17 protein-coding genes are annotated in these 17,963 nt (G+C 65.7%); 12 read left to right on the forward strand and 5 right to left on the reverse strand.

Annotated elements, in window-relative coordinates; genetic code table 11:
- Window positions 1-3: 3 nt before the first annotated feature.
- Window positions 4-609: an RBBP9/YdeN family alpha/beta hydrolase gene (locus HV742_RS27275; protein WP_054416733.1), complete on the reverse strand. Its 606-nt coding sequence runs from the start codon at window positions 607-609 to the stop codon at window positions 4-6.
- Window positions 610-878: 269 nt separating this feature from the next.
- Here HV742_RS27275 and HV742_RS27280 point away from each other — a divergent pair, with 269 nt between their 5' ends.
- The 5 genes from HV742_RS27280 (at window position 879) to HV742_RS27300 (ending at window position 6,434) form a co-directional block, all read left to right on the forward strand.
- Window positions 879-2,006 carry a branched-chain amino acid ABC transporter substrate-binding protein gene (locus tag HV742_RS27280; RefSeq protein ID WP_049073541.1) on the forward strand — a complete coding sequence of 376 codons (1,128 nt, stop codon included), beginning with the start codon at window positions 879-881 and terminating at the stop codon, window positions 2,004-2,006.
- 213 nt (window positions 2,007-2,219) lie between these two features.
- Complete coding sequence (locus HV742_RS27285; protein WP_054416643.1) at window positions 2,220-2,921, forward strand: response regulator; 702 nt, start codon at window positions 2,220-2,222, stop codon at window positions 2,919-2,921.
- On the forward strand, window positions 2,914-4,206 hold the full coding sequence (locus HV742_RS27290) for an ATP-binding protein (RefSeq protein WP_175146867.1): 1,293 nt from the start codon (window positions 2,914-2,916) through the stop codon (window positions 4,204-4,206). The genes HV742_RS27285 and HV742_RS27290 overlap by 8 nt, the downstream gene beginning before the upstream one ends.
- Window positions 4,207-4,366: 160 nt before the next feature.
- Entirely contained in the window at window positions 4,367-5,470 is a 1,104-nt protein-coding gene (locus HV742_RS27295) for a serine hydrolase domain-containing protein (RefSeq protein WP_175146868.1), read from the forward strand.
- 64 nt (window positions 5,471-5,534) lie between these two features.
- Complete coding sequence (locus tag HV742_RS27300; RefSeq protein ID WP_231891631.1) at window positions 5,535-6,434, forward strand: MipA/OmpV family protein; 900 nt, start codon at window positions 5,535-5,537, stop codon at window positions 6,432-6,434.
- A 90-nt stretch (window positions 6,435-6,524) separates the two neighbouring features.
- Here HV742_RS27300 and HV742_RS27305 read toward each other — a convergent pair whose 3' ends face one another.
- The 4 genes from HV742_RS27305 to ugpB all read right to left on the reverse strand — a co-directional run bounded on the left by HV742_RS27305 (window position 6,525) and on the right by ugpB (window position 10,974).
- Window positions 6,525-7,613 carry a sn-glycerol-3-phosphate import ATP-binding protein UgpC gene (locus HV742_RS27305; RefSeq protein WP_006386444.1) on the reverse strand — a complete coding sequence of 363 codons (1,089 nt, stop codon included), beginning with the start codon at window positions 7,611-7,613 and terminating at the stop codon, window positions 6,525-6,527.
- Window positions 7,614-7,675: 62 nt separating this feature from the next.
- Window positions 7,676-8,527, reverse strand: coding sequence for a sn-glycerol-3-phosphate ABC transporter permease UgpE (ugpE, locus tag HV742_RS27310; RefSeq protein ID WP_006386445.1), 852 nt, complete (start codon window positions 8,525-8,527; stop codon window positions 7,676-7,678).
- Window positions 8,528-8,545: 18 nt separating this feature from the next.
- Complete coding sequence (ugpA, locus tag HV742_RS27315; protein ID WP_006386446.1) at window positions 8,546-9,427, reverse strand: sn-glycerol-3-phosphate ABC transporter permease UgpA; 882 nt, start codon at window positions 9,425-9,427, stop codon at window positions 8,546-8,548.
- Window positions 9,428-9,660: 233 nt separating this feature from the next.
- Window positions 9,661-10,974: a sn-glycerol-3-phosphate ABC transporter substrate-binding protein UgpB gene (gene ugpB / locus HV742_RS27320; protein ID WP_049073546.1), complete on the reverse strand. Its 1,314-nt coding sequence runs from the start codon at window positions 10,972-10,974 to the stop codon at window positions 9,661-9,663.
- Between the two features lie 193 nt (window positions 10,975-11,167).
- Here ugpB and proC point away from each other — a divergent pair, with 193 nt between their 5' ends.
- The 7 genes from proC to HV742_RS27355 all read left to right on the forward strand — a co-directional run bounded on the left by proC (window position 11,168) and on the right by HV742_RS27355 (window position 17,881).
- Window positions 11,168-12,001: a pyrroline-5-carboxylate reductase gene (gene proC, locus HV742_RS27325; RefSeq protein ID WP_175146869.1), complete on the forward strand. Its 834-nt coding sequence runs from the start codon at window positions 11,168-11,170 to the stop codon at window positions 11,999-12,001.
- A 26-nt stretch (window positions 12,002-12,027) separates the two neighbouring features.
- Window positions 12,028-12,552 (forward strand): queuosine precursor transporter, encoded by a 525-nt coding sequence (locus HV742_RS27330; protein WP_049077771.1) that lies wholly within the window; start codon window positions 12,028-12,030, stop codon window positions 12,550-12,552.
- A gap of 394 nt (window positions 12,553-12,946) precedes the next feature.
- Window positions 12,947-14,062, forward strand: coding sequence for a branched-chain amino acid ABC transporter substrate-binding protein (locus HV742_RS27335; RefSeq protein WP_049073548.1), 1,116 nt, complete (start codon window positions 12,947-12,949; stop codon window positions 14,060-14,062).
- Window positions 14,063-14,253: 191 nt separating this feature from the next.
- Window positions 14,254-15,180 carry a high-affinity branched-chain amino acid ABC transporter permease LivH gene (gene livH, locus HV742_RS27340; RefSeq protein WP_068949968.1) on the forward strand — a complete coding sequence of 309 codons (927 nt, stop codon included), beginning with the start codon at window positions 14,254-14,256 and terminating at the stop codon, window positions 15,178-15,180.
- Window positions 15,180-16,415, forward strand: coding sequence for a high-affinity branched-chain amino acid ABC transporter permease LivM (locus tag HV742_RS27345; protein ID WP_049073550.1), 1,236 nt, complete (start codon window positions 15,180-15,182; stop codon window positions 16,413-16,415). Before livH ends, HV742_RS27345 begins: the two co-directional genes overlap by 1 nt.
- Window positions 16,412-17,179, forward strand: coding sequence for a high-affinity branched-chain amino acid ABC transporter ATP-binding protein LivG (gene livG / locus HV742_RS27350; protein WP_068949967.1), 768 nt, complete (start codon window positions 16,412-16,414; stop codon window positions 17,177-17,179). The genes HV742_RS27345 and livG overlap by 4 nt, the downstream gene beginning before the upstream one ends.
- Complete coding sequence (locus tag HV742_RS27355) at window positions 17,180-17,881, forward strand: ABC transporter ATP-binding protein (protein WP_049073552.1); 702 nt, start codon at window positions 17,180-17,182, stop codon at window positions 17,879-17,881. It begins immediately after the preceding gene.
- Window positions 17,882-17,963: the final 82 nt, after the last annotated feature.

The following is a 17,963-nucleotide window of genomic DNA, read 5'->3' on the forward strand; positions in this document are numbered from 1 at the left end:
GAGTCAGGCCTGGTGCGACAGCGGCCGCTCGGGAATCGGCGCGATGCGCTCGGGCGGCGGCGAGACCCGCCACGAGGCGCGCCGGCGCAGCGCGCCGAACAGCTTGAGGCCCTGCGGCCAGTCCTCCAGCCCGCTGTCGGCGTTGAGATGGCCGGCGCCCGGGATCACCACCACCCGGCTGCCCCAGCTTTCGGCGAAAGCGCGCGCGCGCTCCAACCGGCAATAGGGATCGTTGTCGCTGGCCACCACCACGCTCTGGAAGGGCAGCGAGTGGCGCGGCACCGGCGCGAACCCGCGCAGACAGTCGGGCGCATCGGGCCTTTCGACGTCGGCGGGCGCCACCAGCAGCGCGCCGGCGACCTTGGCGCGCAGCGGCACCGGCAGCGCCGCGCTGATCAGGCAGCCCAGGCTGTGGGCCACCAGCAGCACCGGGCTGCGGGCCTGGTCGACCAGGCCCGCCAGGGTCGATATCCATTCCGCGCTGACAGGGTTCTCCCAGTCGCGCTGCTGCACCCGCACCGCGTGTGGCAGCAGGGCGGCCCAGCGCGTTTGCCAGTGGTCGGGTCCGGAGTCTTTCCATCCGGGGACGATGATCGGTTGGAGTCTCATGGCGGCCATGATGCCGCGCAGTCTTAGTAACGCAAACGAATAAATCCGCTTTTGCATATACGGGGATGGGCATAAGGGCGGCCGCCCCTTGATGCGGCACCGCAATATCGAAACCCCCGCCCAAGTCGGGCCGGAACCCCTGCAAGAGCCGCTATTTTTCAGTGTATGCTTGCCGTGCTAATGCAACGTAACGGGGCGTGACCATCGCGTTTTCCGGCCGTCCGCCCGTACATAAACCAACGATTACAAGCCATTAAGGGAGTCCACTCATGAAGCAAGCATTTCGTCTGACCCCGGTCATCGCGGCCCTGGGCGTCGCCGCCGGATTGGCGTTCAGCGCCGGCGCGCAGGCGCAGACCATCAAGATCGGCGTGGTGGGCCCCACCACTGGCGCGGTCACCCAGTACGGCGACATGGTGCGTGAAGGCGTCGACACCGCGGTGGAACGCATCAACGCCGCCGGCGGCATCAATGGCAAGAAGCTCGAAACCGTGGTCATCGACGACGGCTGCGAACCCAAGCAGGGTCCGGTCGCCGCCAACCGCGTGGTCAACAGCAAGATCGGCTTCGTCGTGGGCCACGTCTGCTCGGGCGCCACCATCGCCGCCGCCGACATCTACAACAACGAAGGCGTGGTCATGGTCACGCCCTCGGCCACGTCGCCGGCCCTGACCGACGGCAAGAACTACGAGTTCATCTTCCGCACCATCGGCCGCGACGACCAGCAGGGTCCCGCCGCCGCCAAGTTCATCCTGGAAAAGCTCAAGCCCAAGAAAGCCGCCGTGCTGCACGATAAGCAGTCGTACGGCCAGGGCATCGCCACCGCCGTCAAGAACGACCTCGAAAAGGGCGGCGTGCCCGTCGCCATCTTCGAAGGCATCAACGCCGGCGACAGCGACTACTCGGCGGTCATCACCAAGCTCAAGAGCCAGGGCGTGGACTTCGTCTACTACGGCGGCTACCACCCCGAAATGGGCCTGCTGCTGCGCCAGGCGGCCGAGCAGGGCGTGAAGGCCAAGTGGATGGGTCCGGAAGGCACGGGCAACCCGGACATCAACGCCATCGCCGGCGACGCCGTCGAAGGCATGCTGCTGACGCTGCCGGCCGACTTCACCCAGAACGCCGCCAACGCCGAAATCGTCAAGGCCTTCGCCGCCAAGAAGCGCAACGCCAGCGGCGCGTTCCAGATGACGGCCTACACCGCCACCCAGGTCATCGCCGACGGCATCAAGGGCGCCGGCAGCGAAGACCCGACCAAGGTCGCCAAGTATCTGCACGCCAACTCGTTCGACACGCCCATCGGCAAGGTCAGCTGGAACAAGCAGGGCGACCTGACGAACTTCCAGTTCGACGTGTTCGTGTGGCACAAGGACGGCTCCAAGTCCGTCTACAAGTAAGGACTTGGCGCGTCCCGGGCGGCCTTGCCGTCGCGGGCGCGCGCCACGCGCCAGACCCCTTCGGCCGGGCCGGAAGCAGCGTCTTCCCGCCCGGCTTTTCCGTGGGCGGCGCCAGCCGGGAACCGATCCGCCGGCCCCCCGGTCGAACGCCGCTTGCGCCGTATTGCGTAGAATGCGGCCAAATCGAACTCTCTTTTCCTGTCCGGACATTCCATGACCAAGGCCTTGCTTGTCGAAGACGATCCGAAGCTGTCGCGCCTGATCGCGCAGTTCCTGGAGCAACACGGGTTCCAGGTCGCCCAGGCCTACCGCGGCGACCATGCGGTGGAGGCGTTCCGCCGCCACGACCCGGCCATCACCATCCTCGACCTGATGCTGCCCGGGCGCGACGGCCTGCAGGTCTGCCGTGACCTGCGGGCCTTCTCGTCGGCGCCGATCCTGATGCTGACCGCTCGTGAAGACGACCTGGACCAGATCCTGGGCCTGGAGTCGGGCGCGGACGACTACGTCATCAAGCCGGTCGAGCCGCGCGTGCTGCTGGCGCGCATCCGCGCGCTGCTGCGGCGCCATAGCCAGCTGGAAGAGCCGCCGGAGCGCCTGGAATTCGGCCCGCTGGTCATCGACCGGCGCACCCGGGCGGTGGTGCATGGCGGGGCCGAGGTCGACCTGACCACGATGGAGTTCGAGATGCTGTGGGCCCTGGCCAGCCAGGCCGGCCAGGTGCTGACCCGCGACGACCTGCTCAACGCGGTGCGCGGCATCGAATTCAACGGCCTGGACCGCAGCGTCGACGTCTGCGTCAGCAAGCTGCGCCGCAAGCTGGACGACGACCCGCGCGATCCGGCGCGCATCAAGACCGTGTGGGGCAAGGGCTATCTGTTCTCGCCCAAGGCGCACGAGGGCAGTGATGATTAAATTCGTCCTGCGGCTCTTTGTGGTGCTGGCGGTCGGTTTCGTGATTTCCAACGAAGTCGTGGACCGTTCCGCCAATTACCTGTTCGAGCCGGTCAGCGACGCCTATACCCGCGAGTCGGTGCGCGGGCAGATCCACTCGCTGGTGCTGGAACTGTCGAAGGTCGAGCCGGGCGCGCGCGCCGCCTACATCGAGCGACAGCTGGCGCCATACTACGGCCTGGGCCTGCGGGTCTTCAACGCTTCGGACTACAACGCCAGCGACAAGGAACGGCGCATCGTGGCGCGCGGGGATTTTTTCATCCGCGACAAGATGCAGACCTTCGTGGCGGCCATTCCCGGCCCCGGCAACCAGTGGCTGGAGGTCAAGCTGCCGCCCGAGCCTTCGTTCGGCCCGTGGGTGGTGGCGGCGGTCTATTCGGCCCTGGGGCTGCTGCTGTGCGCCTTCATGCTGGTGTGGGCGCTGCCGATCTGGCGCGATCTGGAGGCCCTGAAAACCGCGGCGCAGCGCATGGGGCAGGGCGACTTGCAGGCGCGCGCGCGGCTGTCGCGCCATTCCAGCATTGGCAACCTGGGCGACACCTTCAACCAGATGTCCGAGCGCATCGGCGCCCTGATCGGCAACCAGCGCGAACTGACCAACGCCGTCTCGCACGAACTGCGCACGCCGATCGCGCGGCTGTCGTTCGAGCTGGACATGATCGGCCGCGCCGAGGAACCGGCCGAGCGCAAGCGCCTGATCGAGGACATGAAAAGCGACGTGGCCGAACTGGACAGCATGGCCTCCGAGTTGCTGATGTACGCGCGCCTGGAGCACAAGGGCGATGGCGTCGCGCTGCAACCGCAGGACGCGCGAAGCTGGCTGGATTCGGTGGTGCAGCATGCCGGTTTCCAGGCCGAGCAATCCGACGTGCGCTGCGAAGTGGTGTTGTGCCAGGTGCGCGAAGTGCACCTGCACCAGCGCTACATGACGCGGGCCTTGCTGAACCTGCTGCAGAACGCCATCCGCTACGCCGGCCGCCGGGTGCAGGTCAGCCTGGTGTCGCCGGCGCCGCGCGAATACGTGCTGATGGTCGACGATGACGGCCCCGGCATCCCCCAGGCCGATCGCGAACGCATTTTCGAGCCCTTCATCCGCCTGGACGAAAGCCGTGACCGGGGCACCGGCGGCGCCGGCCTGGGGCTGGCCATCGTCAGACGCGTGGCGCGCTGGCACAACGGCACCGCCGAGGCCAGCGACAGCCCGCTGGGCGGAGCCCGCTTCATCATCAGCTGGAAGGCAGCCTGAGGCGTCCGAGCCAGGCCTGGCCCTCCCTTGCGGCCCGCCTTTAACAAACTTCACAATCGGCCCGCCGAATCTTCACAAACTCCCTACAAAGCAGGAAAGATCGGCGCGTTGCCCCTGACTAGCATGACGGCAGTTCTCCAAAGAGGAAGCCGCGTCCGTCATGTTCTCGCTCACCCGCCTGGCCGCCACCGCCATGCTCCTGATCGCCGCCGGCGGCTGCCAGGGCGTGGCCCCGGCCGCCCCACCCGCCATCGCCAAGGGCGATTACCCGGCGGTGGTGGCCTATCTGAAGCAGCGCATCGCCTATGACCTGGGCGCGCAGGGGGTGCCGGGCCTGTCGATCGCCATCGTCGATGACCAGCGCACGGTCTGGAGCGGCGGCTTCGGCTATGCCGATTCGGCGCGTCATCGCAACGCCACCGGCGACACGCTGTACCGGGTCGGCGCTATCTCCAAGGTCATCACCGCGGCAGGCGTGTTGCGCGCCGCCGATGATGGCCGCCTGTCGCTCGACGTGCCCGCCGCGCAGGCGCTGCCGCCCTGGCAGGTCGAACCGCGCCGCGCCGCCATGCACTGGATGGGGACCTATCCCTTCACCGCCCGCCGCCTGCTGGCGCTGCGTCCCGACACGCCGCAAGACACCATGGGCCGGGCGCGCGCCGACATGGGCTATGCGATGTTGGGCGAGATGCTGGCCTACGTGGCCGACGAGCCGTTCGATGCCTACGTGCGGCGCACGCTGCTGCGGCCGCTGAACATTTCCCGCGCGGGCTTTCGTATCGCCGGCGCGGGCGACGATGCGCGCGAGTTGCGCGCGGCCGGCTATCGCCGCGGCCTGCCATGGAAGGAACAACCGCAGCCGAACGAGGCCGCCGAGGGCCTGTGGGCCAGTTCGGCGGAGATGGCGCGCTTTTCCAGCATGCTGTTCGCCGGCGGCACCTACCAGGGACGCCGCATCCTGAACGACGAGTCCGCGCACACGCTGCTCAATCTCGAAACCGTGGCCAACGGCATGGAGCTGGAGTGCCGCCTGGCGCTGTCCTGGCTGGCGGCGCCCTGTGACCAGGACGACATCGCCGGCGACACGCTGCGCGAGCATAGCGGCGCCACCGAGGCGTTCCACGCCCGCTGGCTGCTGGCGCCGCGCGAAAAGCTGGCGGTGCTGGTCATGAGCAACGCCGACAGCGCCGAGCCGCTGGTGGCCTCGGTCTCGGCCCTGGCAATGAACCTGATGCGCCAAGCGAAGGGCGCGCCGCAAGAGTAGTGCCGCGCCGCGCGCGACGCGGCGCATCCCTGTTTTCCTCCAACCTCGTTTCCCGGATGTATTTATGAAGCGATATCCCTCAATGTCCTCGATGCAGCGCCGCGCCGGCGCGGCCTGTCTTCTGGCAGGCCTGCCGGCGCTGTCTTTCGCCGCGGGCGGCCTGCAGGTCGCCGACAACTCGGTCTATGGTTCACGCGGCGCCAGCTCGCGCGGCATCGAGGTGTCCACCGGCACCGAAAAGCCCGCCGACGAGTGGAAGTTCTACGGCACCCTGGGCGTGGGCTACGCGCCGCGCTACAGCGGCAGCGACGAAAGTTCGGCGCTGCCCGTCTTCGGGCTGGGCATCCGCAGCCCGGGCGGCTTCTTCCTGGATACGGCGCACGGCCTGGGGTGGCAGACCGAGGCGCTGAGCAGCACCTTCCGCTTCTATCTCTCGCCCAGCGCCTCGCGCAAGGACCACAAGAAGGGGTTCGAAGGTTCGAACAAACTGCGCGGGATGGGGGACATCAAGAGCCGCGCGCAGGTGGGCATGGACGTTGAGACCCAGGTGGGTCCGGTGACGTTGTCGGCCACGGTGGCGCACGCGTTCAAGAAGGGCGACGACCGCGACGTGGGCAGCGCCTACACGCTGTTCAACCTGGGCGCCAGCACCACGGTCTACGAAGGGTCGGCGGGCTCGCTGTCGCTGGGGCTGACCGGCAACTTCGGCGACGGCAACTACATGCGCACCTGGTACGGCGTCAGCGATCGCCAGTCGGCCAACTCGGGCTACCGCCGCTACAACCCCAAAGGGGGGCTGGAAAGCATCGGGCTGGGCGCGACCTGGGCGCTGCCGTTGAGCAAGGAATGGTCGTGGTCGGTCGCGGCCGAGGCGCGCCGGCTGTATGGCGACGCGGCCGACAGCCCGATCGTGAAGGAGCGCAACCAATACTCCATCGGTACGATGATTACGTACACGTATTGATCGTCTGGCGGGAATCTCCCGCCCCGAGCGGGGCGGGGGAGGCCGGGGGGCGCGGCGGGCTATCTGGCCGCCGAGCCCGCCCCGCGGGGATCACAGTCCCTGGACGCGGCGGCCGGTGTCGGCCTCGAACCAGTGCAGCGGGTGGCGGCCGTCGGGGCCGACGTTGACGCGGTCACCGACCTTGGCCGAGGACTCGGACAACTGGCGCGTCGTGCAGCGCACCACCAGCGTCGACTTGCCGCAGCGGCAATGCACCAGCTGTTCGGAGCCCAGCGTCTCGACCATCTCGACTTCGGCCGGCACGCCCTGCGTGTTCAGCAGCATGTGCTCGGGGCGCATGCCCATGATGACCTTGCGGCCGCGCACCTGCGACGGCACTTGCAGCGGCGAGATCTCCAGCGCCAGGCCGTCGACGGTCTGCACCGTGCCGTCGCCGGCCACGTTGACTTCCATCAGGTTCATCGGCGGCGAGCCGATGAAACCAGCCACGAAGGTCGAGGCGGGCTTTTCGAACACTTCCATCGGCGTGCCGATCTGCTCGGGCACGCCCTGGTACATGACGATCATGCGGTGCGCCAGCGTCATGGCCTCGACCTGGTCGTGCGTCACGTACAGGCTGGTGGTGCCCAGGCGGCGGTGCAGCTTCATGATTTCCAGGCGCATCGCCACGCGCAGCTTGGCATCCAGGTTCGACAGCGGTTCGTCGAACAGGAACACCTTGGGTTCGCGCACGATGGCGCGGCCCATGGCCACGCGCTGGCGCTGGCCGCCCGAGAGGGCGCGCGGGCGGCGGTCCAGCAGGTGGGTCAGTTCCAGGATCTGGGCGGCGGCGTCGACGCGCTTCTTGATCTCGTCCTTGGAGAACTTGCGGATCTTCAGACCGTACGCCATGTTCTCGAACACGGTCATGTGCGGGTAGAGCGCGTAGTTCTGGAACACCATCGCGATGTCGCGTTCGGCCGGCTCGAGATTGTTGACGACCTTGTCGTCGATGACGATCTCGCCGCTGGTCACGGTTTCCAGGCCCGCGACCATGCGCATCAGCGTGGACTTGCCGCAGCCCGAGGGGCCGACGATGACGATGAATTCACCGTCCTTCACATCCATGTCGATGCCATGGATGACCGGCACGTTGCCGGCGTAGGTTTTCTTTACGTTGCGAAAGCTGAGAGTAGCCATGAGTTATTCGTATCGGAGTCGTTGTCGTGGGGGCGGCAGGCCGAAGGCGCGGCGTGGGGGCCTCATTTTTCAGTGTCGACCAGCCCCTTGACGAACCATTTCTGCATCAGGATGACGACCAGCGCCGGCGGGATCATCGCCAGCATGGCGGTGGCCATGGTGATGTTCCATTCGGTCACGCTGTCGCCGCCGCTGATCATCCGCTTGATGCCGATGACGACGGGGTACATGTCTTCCTGCGTGGTCACCAGCAGCGGCCACAGGTATTGGTTCCAGCCGTAGATGAACTGGATCACGAACAGCGCGGCGATGCTGGTCTTGGACAGCGGCAGCAGCACGTCGCGGAAGAAACGCACCGGGCCGGCGCCGTCGATGCGGGCGGCCTCGATCAGCTCGTCCGGCACCGTCAGGAAGAATTGGCGGAACAGGAACGTGGCCGTGGCCGAGGCGATCAGCGGCAGGGTCAGGCCGGCGTAGCTGTTGAGCAGGCCGAGGTCCGCCACCACCTTGTAGGTGGGCGCGATCCGCACTTCGACCGGCAGCATCAGCGTGACGAAGATCATCCAGAAAAAGAACATGCGGCCGGGGAAGCGGAAATACACCACCGCGAAGGCCGACAGCAGCGAGATGGCGATCTTGCCGATGGAAATCGCCAGCGCCATGATCAGGCTGACGTACATCATGCGGCCGACCGGCGCGCCGGACGAGCCGCCGGAGGAGCCGCCGAACAGCGCCTGCATGTAGTTGTCGACGAAGTGCGGACCGGGGATCAGCGACATCGGCGCGGAGGCCACTTCCTGCGCGGTCTGGGTCGACGCGACGAAGGTGACGTAGAGTGGAAAGGCCACCATGGCCACCCCGCACAGCAGGATGACGTGGGCCAGGATATCCAGCCAGGGACGGCGTTCAACCATTGTTATCTGCCTCGAAAATCAATACTGCACTTTGCGGTCGACGTAGCGGAACTGCACGACCGTCAAGGCAATCACAATGAACATCAGCACCACCGACTGGGCCGCGGACGAGCCGAGGTCCAGGCCGCGGAAGCCGTCGCTGTACACCTTGTAGACCAGGATCGAGGTCGACGTGCCGGGACCGCCCTGCGTGGTGGTGTCCACCACCGCGAAGGTGTCGAAGAAGGCGTAGATGATGTTGACCACCAGCAGGAAGAAGGTGGTGGGCGAGAGCAGCGGGAACACGATGCTCCAGAAGCGGCGCGACGGGCTGGCGCCGTCGATCGCGGCGGCCTCGATGAGCGAGCGCGGGATCGACTGCAGGCCGGCCAGGAAGAACAGGAAGTTGTACGAGACCTGCTTCCAGACGGCGGCGATCAGCACCAGGATCATGGCCTGGTTGCCGTCCAGGCGCGGGTTCCAGTCGACGCCGGCCTGGCGCAGGGCCACGGCCAGGATGCCGACCGAGGGCGAGAACAGGAACAGCCACAGCACGCCGACCACGGCGGGCGCGACGGCGTAGGGCCAGATCAGCAGGGTCTTGTAGAGCCCGGCGCCGCGGATCACGCGGTCGGCCATGACGGCCAGCAGCAGCGACACGCCCAGGCCGACCACCGCGACCAGGATCGAGAACACCGCCGTGACACGGAAGGAATCGAGGTAGGCCTGTTGCGAGAACAGCTCCATGAAGTTGTCGAGACCGACGAACTCGGAGGACAGGCCGAACGCATCTTCCAGCCGCATCGACTGCCACATGGCCTGGCCGGCGGGAAGGAAGAAGAAGACCACGGTAATGACGATCTGCGGCAGGAGCAGCAGATAGGGCAGCGTCTTATGCCCGAAGACAACACGTTTTTCCATAGGGGGGACCCAAGGTACGAAAAGCGGCGGTTGGATTAACCGCCGCCTGGTGAAACAGCCGCCGGGGTGGGCCGGCCGGCCTGCGGCGCGAATGCGCCGGAACTCATAAAAACACGATAGGCTTAAAGCCCCAAAAAAACCAGGGCTTTAAGCCTTGTTCGCCTTGGGCAAGTCCTTGTCGCACAAAGGGAATTGTGCGGCGCGGGACTCGCCGGCAAGCCCTGCAACGGGCGTTACTTTACACTCTTCTCGAACTTTTCCAGCAGCTCGTTGCCGCGCTTGACGATGTTCTCGGCGCCATCCTTGGCCGAGACCTTGCCCGATACGATACGTTCGATTTCAGCGTCCTCGATTTCACGGATCTGCGGCAGGAAGCCCAGGCGCAGGCCGCGCGACTGCGCGGTGGTTTCGACGTTCAACTGCTTGACGCCGACTTCGGTGCCCGGGTTCTTGTCGTAGAAGCCTTCCTTCTTGGTCAGCTCGTAGGCGGCCTTGGTGACGGGCACGTAGCCGGTCTGCTGGTGCCAGCGGGCGGCGATTTCCGGGCTGGCCAGGAACTTGAAGAACGCGGTCACGCCCTTGTAGGTTTCCGGCTTCTTGTTGGCGAAGACCCACAGCGAGGCGCCGCCGATGATGGTGTTCTGCGGCGCGCCCTGCACGTCGGCGTAGTAGGGCAGGGTCGAGGTGCCGAATTCGAACTTGGCGTTCTTGGCGATGTTGGCGCGCAGGCCCGACGAACCGGTGATCATGGCGCACTTGCCGCTGATGAACAGCGAGTTCGGCTCGTCGCCGCGGCCGCCGTACATGAAGATGCCTTCCTTGCCCAGCTTGGCCAGGTTTTCCAGGTGGCGCACGTGCAGCGGGGTGTTGATGGCGATGCGGGCGTCCAGGCCGCCGAAACCGTTGTCCTTGGTGGCGTACGGCACGTTGTGCCAGGCCGAGAACGTTTCCAGTTGGACCCACGACGGCCACGAGGTGGTGTAACCGCATTCCTGGCCGGCGGCCTTGAGCTTCTGGCCGGCGGCGGCCAGCTCTTCCCAGGTCTTGGGCGGCTTGTCGGCGTCCAGGCCGGCCTTCTTGAAGGCGTCCTTGTTGTAGTAGAACACCACGGTCGAGCTGTTGAAGGGCATCGACACCAGCTTGCCGTCGGCCGACGAGTAGTAGCCGGCCACGGCGCCAATGAATTCCTTCGGGTCGATCGGGTTGCCGGCTTCTTCCGACATCTGCTGCACCGGCTTGATGGCGCCCTTGGCGTACATCATGGTGGCGGTGCCGACTTCGAACACCTGGAGGATGTCCGGGGCGTTGCCGGCGCGGAACGCGGCGATGCCGGCGTTCATCGATTCACCGTAGTTGCCCTTGTAGACGGCCTTGACCTGATAGTCGGGGTTCTTCTTGTTGAACTCGTCGACCAGACCGTTGACGCGGTCGCCGAGCGCGCCTTCCATCGAGTGCCAGAACGTGATTTCGGTGGCCGCGTGCGCGGAAGCGCCGGCGAAGGCCGCCATGACGGCGGCGAAGGTAAGGGCAATTCGGTGGGATCGCATGAGAGGTTTCCTCCAGTTGGGCGTGTCGCGACCGGGGTGTCCGGGCGCGGAAAACACGTCACCTTATGAATTGTTTGTGACAAAAACGTGACTTTCACATCACTTAAAACGCCTGTCAAATTGCGCGTTTTAGGCGCGAACGAACATTTTCTTTTTTTTCCCGCCGGAACAGGCCGGTTTACAATCGCACGCTATGAAAAACGAACTTTCGATTGCGTTCATCGGTGGCGGCAACATGGCCGCCGCGCTGGCTTCCGGTCTTGCGGGCAAAGTATGCCCCGCCGGCAGCATCCACGTCATTGACATTAACCAGGATTCGCACGCCGCTTGGCAGGCGCGCGGCATGACCACCGCGACCGCCCCGGACGAGGCCCTGGCGCGCTGCCGCGTGTGGGTGTTCGCGGTCAAGCCACAGAACATGAAAGACGTTGTGGCTTCCACGCGTCAGTGGTTGCGCGACGACACTTTGGTGATAAGCGTGGCGGCCGGGATCCGCGCCGACACCCTGGCGGGCTGGCTAGGCACGCCCGAGGCGCCGTGGCGCCGCCTGGTGCGCTGCATGCCCAACACCCCGGCGCTGGTGGGCGCCGGCATCACCGGCCTGGCGGCGCTGGATGGCGTGGGGCAGGCCGACCGCGACCTGGCCGCCACCATGCTGGCCAGCGTTGGCGAGGTGGTCTGGGTGGCCGACGATGCCGCGCTGGACGCCGTGACCGCGCTGTCGGGCAGCGGTCCGGCCTATGTCTTCCTGTTCCTCGAGGCCCTGATCGCCGGCGGCCAGAAGGTCGGCCTGACGGCCGAGCAGGCGCGCCAGCTGGCGCTGGGCACGTTCGCGGGCGCCACCAAGCTGGCGGCCGAATCGCCCGAGCCGCCGTCGGTGCTGCGCGAGCGCGTCACCTCCAAGGGCGGCACCACCGCCGCGGCGCTGGCCGCGTTCAATGCCGCCGGCTTCGCCGGCATCGTCGAGGACGCCATGGCCGCGGCCGCGCGGCGTTCGCGCGAGCTGGCCGAGGAGTTCGGCAAGTGAGCGTGGCCAAGGCGCGCTTTGCCCCCATGAGCCGGGCGCAGTTCGGCATCGCCGTGCTGTGCATGCTGCTGGTGGTGGTGGGGTCGAACATCCTGGTGCAGGTGCCGCTGAACGATTGGCTGACCTGGGGTGGCCTGTCGTATCCGGTGGCCTTCCTGGTGACCGACGTGCTCAACCGGCGTTTCGGCCCCGCGGCCGCGCGCCGGGTGGTGTGGTTCGGTTTCGCCGCCGCGCTGGCGGTGTCGGTGTGGGTGGCGTCGCCGCGCATCGCGCTGGCCTCGGGCCTGGCCTACATTTGCGCGCAACTGGTCGACATCCAGGTGTTCGACCGCCTGCGGGACCAGCGCTGGTGGCGCGCGCCGCTGGTCTCGGGCGTGCTGGGCGCGATCCTGGACACCGCGGTGTTCTTCAGCGTGGCCTTCGCCGCCACCGGCACGCCCTGGGTGACCTGGATGATGGGCGACCTGGCGATCAAGCTGGCCGTCAATATCAGCATGCTGGCGCCGTTCCGCGCCCTGATGTGGAATCTGGCCAAACCGGCCAACGCCTGATTTTCGAAAATCGCTGATTATTATTAACGGGATAATCATTATCCGTAAGACTCGCGTAAGCACTGTATGAAAATGCGAAGTCAAACGATGTATTAATGATTATTCATATAAATCACCTGCCATGTTTTTGCCCGCGGCGCCATGCGCTATCGCAGGCGCCGCGCGGATTTCTCCTGCGTTTTCACGCACTTGTCGCGGTAATCCGTCACGATTAAAGGTTTGTCGTGAAATATTGGGGATTACACGCAGTGACAGTATGTCGGCTTGCTTCCAGAATACCGCCCACACCGTGTTTTTGCCCAAGAAGCCGGCGACGCGCGATTCGGGTTGCGGGGTATCCACCCGACAGGCCGGATCGAACAGAGCCGCTCAAAACCTCGCTGGAGAACTCCGCATGAAGTTTCTGCATCGCCTTACCCCGGTAGCTATGGCATTCGGGGCGCTTGCCCTGGCAGGTTCCGTGCACGCCGCCGATACGATCAAGATCGGCATCCCGCAGCCCATGACGGGCCCCAACACCCAGTACGGCGACCAGATCCAGGCTGGCGCGCTGACTGCCATCGAGACCATCAACGCCAAGGGCGGCGTGAAGGGCAAGAAGCTCGAACCGATTCTCATCGACGACGGCTGCGAACCGAAGCAGGCCGTGCCGGCCGCCAACCGCGTGGTCAATTCCGGCGCCAAGTTCGCCGTGGCCCATGCGTGCTCGGGCGTGACCGTGGCCGCCGTCAACGTCTACGAACAGGAAGGCATCGTCGGCATCACCCCGGGCGCCACCTCGCCGCTGGTCACCGACACGATCAAGCCGCACTTCTTCTTCCGCACCATTGGCCGCGACGACCAGCAGGGTCCGTACGCCGCGCGCTACATCGCCAACACCCTCAAGCCCAAGAAGGTCGCCGTGCTGCACGACAAGCAGACCTACGGCTCGGGCGTGGCCACCCAGGTCAAGGACACCCTGGCCAAGGAAGGCGTGAACGTGGCGTTGTTCGAAGGCATCAACGTCGGCGACAGCGATTACTCGGCCATCATCACCAAGCTCAAGTCGGCCGGCGTCGACCTGGTCTACTTCGGCGGCTACCACCCCGAACTCGGCCTGCTGCTGCGCCAGTCGCGTGAACAGGGCCTGAAGGTCCAGTTCATGGGCCCGGAAGGCACCGCCAACCAGGATCTGGTGGCGATCGCCGGTCCGGCCATCGACGGCCTGCTGGTCACGCTGCCCGCCGACTTCACCAAGCTGCCGGGCAACGAAAGCATCGTCAAGGCCTTCAAGGACGCCAAGCGCGATCCGGACGGCGCCTTCCAGATGCCGGCCTACGCCGCGGTGCAGATCCTGGCCGACAGCATCAACGCCGTGGGCGAAGACCCCGCCAAGGTCGCCGACTACATGCACAAGACCACCTTCAACACCGGCATCGGCAAGGTCGAGTACGACGCCAAGGGCGACCTGAAGAACTTCGAGTTCGCCGTTTACAAATGGGACAAGAACGGCAAGAAGACCCAGCTGTAAACTCCCGCGATTCCGCCGGCGTGTTGCCGGCGCGCAGGGCCTGTCGTCGTCGTTGTGTCGTAATCCGCGTAGCGATGCGCCAAAAGCGCTGTGCGGCCGGCATGCGGTGACCACAGGCCCTTAAAATACGCCCAGGTTTCCGGCTCCGGGTCTCTCTACCGGAGCCGGAACTATTTGGAGCAAGAGAAATAATGTCCGACCTCATACCCCAACTTACCCAGCAATTCTTCAACGGATTGTCTCTGGGCGCGATCTACGCGTTGATTGCCATCGGCTACACAATGGTCTACGGCATCATCGGTATGATCAACTTCGCTCACGGCGAAATCTACATGATCGGCGCCTATGTCGGCCTGGTCACCCTGACGGCCATCGGCACGGGCAGCGGCCTGCCGGTTCCGTTCATCATCGCCGCCATGCTGTTGGTGGCCATCGTCGTCACCGGCATCTACGGTTTCAGCGTCGAGCGGGTCGCGTACCGCCCGGTGCGGGGCAGTCCCCGCCTGGTGGCGCTGATCTCGGCCATCGGCATGTCGATCTTCCTGCAGAACTGGGTCGCCCTGGGCCAGGGCGCGCGCGACATGGCGGTGCCTTCGCTGGTGTCCGGCGCGGTGCAGTTCCACATGGGATCCGACTTCGACGTGACGGTGCCGTATTCGCGCATCATGATCATCGTGGTGACCGTGGTGCTGATGATCGGCCTGACGCTGTTCATCAAGTATTCCCGCATGGGCCGCGCCTCGCGCGCCTGCTCGCAGGACATGCACATGGCCAACCTGCTGGGCATCGACACCAACCGGGTGATCTCGTTCACCTTCGTGATGGGCGCGATCCTGGCGGCGGTGGGCGGCGTGCTGATCGCCATCACCATCGGCAAGCTCAATCCCTTCATCGGCTTCCTGGCCGGCATCAAGGCCTTCACGGCGGCGGTGCTGGGCGGCATCGGCAGCATCCCCGGCGCCATGCTGGGCGGCGTGCTGCTGGGCCTGGCCGAAACGTTCGCGGCAGCCTATATCTCGTCGCAGTACAAGGACATCGTGGCGTTCTCGCTGCTGGTCCTGATCCTGCTGTTCCGTCCCACCGGGCTGTTGGGCAAACCTGAGGTGGAAAAAGTCTGATGTCGAACAACAATCTCAAAAACGCCACCATGGCGGCGGTGCTGACCGCCGTCATCGTCACCCCCGTCTTCGGCCTGCAACTGATCCGCCAGGGCGCGCGCACCTCGATGGAGTCGCACTGGTCGCTGGTGGCCATCGCCGCCGCGGTCGTGTTCGTGTTCCAGTTGCTGCGGCCCTGGATCGCCAAGCCGTTCCAGAAGCTCAAGAAAGACCTGCCGACGCTGCCGTCGGCGCCGGCCAAGAACCACAAGCTGTTGATGCTGCTGATCCTGGCGGTGGCCGTGACCTGGCCGTTCTTCGCCGGCCGCAGTTCGGTCGACATCGCCACGCTGGTGCTGATCTACGTGATGCTGGGCCTGGGCCTGAACATCGTGGTCGGTTTCGCCGGGCTGCTGGATCTGGGCTTCGTCGGCTTCTATGCCGTCGGCGCCTACACCTACGCCTTGCTGTACCACTGGGGCGGCTGGAGCTTCTGGGAGGCGCTGCCGTTCTCGGGCGCCATGGCCGCGCTGTTCGGCTTCATCCTGGGCTTCCCGGTGCTGCGCCTGCGCGGCGACTACCTGGCCATCGTGACGCTGGGCTTCGGCGAAATGATCCGCCTGCTGCTGATCAACCTGAACACGCTGACGGGCGGTCCGGACGGCATCTCGGGCATTCCCAAGCCGTCGGTGTTCGGCCTGGAAATGACGCGCCGCGCCAGCGAGGAGGGCGCGACCACGTTCCATGACTTCTTCGGCCTGACGTTCCAGAACCAGCACATGGTGATCTACCTGTACATGATGGCGCTGCTGCTGGCGCTGATCACGCTGTTCGTCTCCACGCGCCTGATCCGCATGCCGGTCGGCCGCGCCTGGGAGGCGCTGCGCGAGGACGAGATCGCCTGCCGTTCGCTGGGCCTGAACCCGACCCGCATCAAGCTGTCGGCCTTCACGCTGGGCGCGACCTTCGCCGGCTTCGGCGGCGCCTTCTTCGCGGCGCGCCAGGGCATGGTCAACCCGGAATCCTTCACCTTCATCGAGTCGGCGCTGATCCTGGCCATCGTGGTGCTGGGCGGCATGGGCTCGCAGGTCGGGGTGATCCTGGCGGCGGTCCTGCTGACGGTGCTGCCCGAGCTGGCGCGCGAGTTCGCCGAGTACCGGATGCTGATGTTCGGTCTGGTGATGGTATTGATGATGATGTGGCGTCCGCAGGGGTTGTTGCCCATGAAGCGTCCCCACGTGGAGCTGGCTAAATGAGCGAGGCATTGCTGAAAGTATCCGGACTGACCATGCGCTTCGGCGGCCTGCTGGCCGTCGATAGCGTGGCGTTCGAAGTCAAATCCGACGAGGTGTTCGCCATCATCGGCCCGAACGGGGCCGGCAAGACCACCGTGTTCAACTGCGTGGGCGGTTTCTACGCGCCGACGGCGGGCGATATCCTGATGGACGGCAAGTCCATCACCGGCCTGCCCAGCCACAAGGTGGCGCGCCACGGGCTGGTGCGCACGTTCCAGAACGTGCGGCTGTTCAAGCAGCTGACGGTGCTGGAGAACCTGCTGGTGGCCCAGCACACGCAGGTCGAATCGCGCCTGCTGCCTGGCCTGCTCAAGCTCAAGTCCTACCGCCAGTCGGAGGCCGACGCGCTGTCGCGCGCGGCGCAGTGGCTGGATTTCATGGGGCTGCGCGAGTATGCCAACCGCGAGGCCGGCAACCTGGCCTATGGCCACCAGCGCCGCCTGGAGATCGCGCGCTGCATGATCACCAAGCCGCGCCTGTTGATGCTGGACGAGCCGGCCGCCGGCCTGAACCCGCAGGAAAAGCGCGATCTGCAGTCGCTGATCGACCAGTTGCGCCGCGAGTTCGGCGTGGCGGTGCTGCTGATCGAGCACGACATGAGCCTGATCATGGGCATTTCCGACCGCATCCTGGTCATGGAGCACGGCAAGCCCATCACTACCGGCACCCCCGAGCAGGTGCGCAACGACGAGCGCGTCATCAAGGCGTACCTGGGGGAGGAATAAATGCTTAAGCTGGAAAACATTCACACGTTCTACGGCGCCATCCAGGCGCTCAATGGCGTGTCGGTGGACGTCAACAAGGGCGAAATCGTGACCCTGATCGGCGCCAACGGCGCCGGCAAGACCACGCTGCTGATGACGGTCTGCGGCAATCCGCGCGCCAAGGAAGGCAAGATCACCTTCGAGGGCGAGGACATCACCAACAAGGACACGCACCACATCATGCGCAATGGCATCGCCATTTCGCCGGAAGGGCGGCGCGTGTTCAAGGACCTGACGGTGGCCGAGAACCTGATGATGGGCGGCTTTTTCTCCAAGCGCGAGGAGATCCAGGCGGGCATCGACCACGTCTATGGCTTGTTCCCGCGCCTGAAGGAACGGGCCAGCCAGCGCGCCGGCCTGATGTCGGGCGGCGAGCAGCAGATGCTGGCGATCGGGCGGGCGTTGATGACGCGGCCGCGCCTGCTGCTGCTGGACGAGCCGACGCTGGGGCTGGCGCCGCTGGTGATCGCGCAGATCTTCGACATCATCCGCGAGATCCGCGAGCAGGGCGTGACGGTGTTCCTGGTCGAGCAGAATGCCAACAAGGCGCTGCAGGTGGCGGATCGCGGATATGTGCTGGAGAACGGGCGGGTGGTGCTCCAGGATACGGGGGCGAATCTGCTGGTCAATGATCAGGTGCGGAAGGCTTATCTGGGCGGGTGATCCGCTTGAAGGTTTTATTCCCCGCGAAGGGAAATTTGGGCGCTACTGCGAAGGGCGCCCTTTTTTTTCGTCTTGATGGAGG

It is taken from the genome of Achromobacter ruhlandii (assembly GCF_902859695.1).
GTDB classification, from domain to species: domain Bacteria; phylum Pseudomonadota; class Gammaproteobacteria; order Burkholderiales; family Burkholderiaceae_B; genus Achromobacter; species Achromobacter ruhlandii.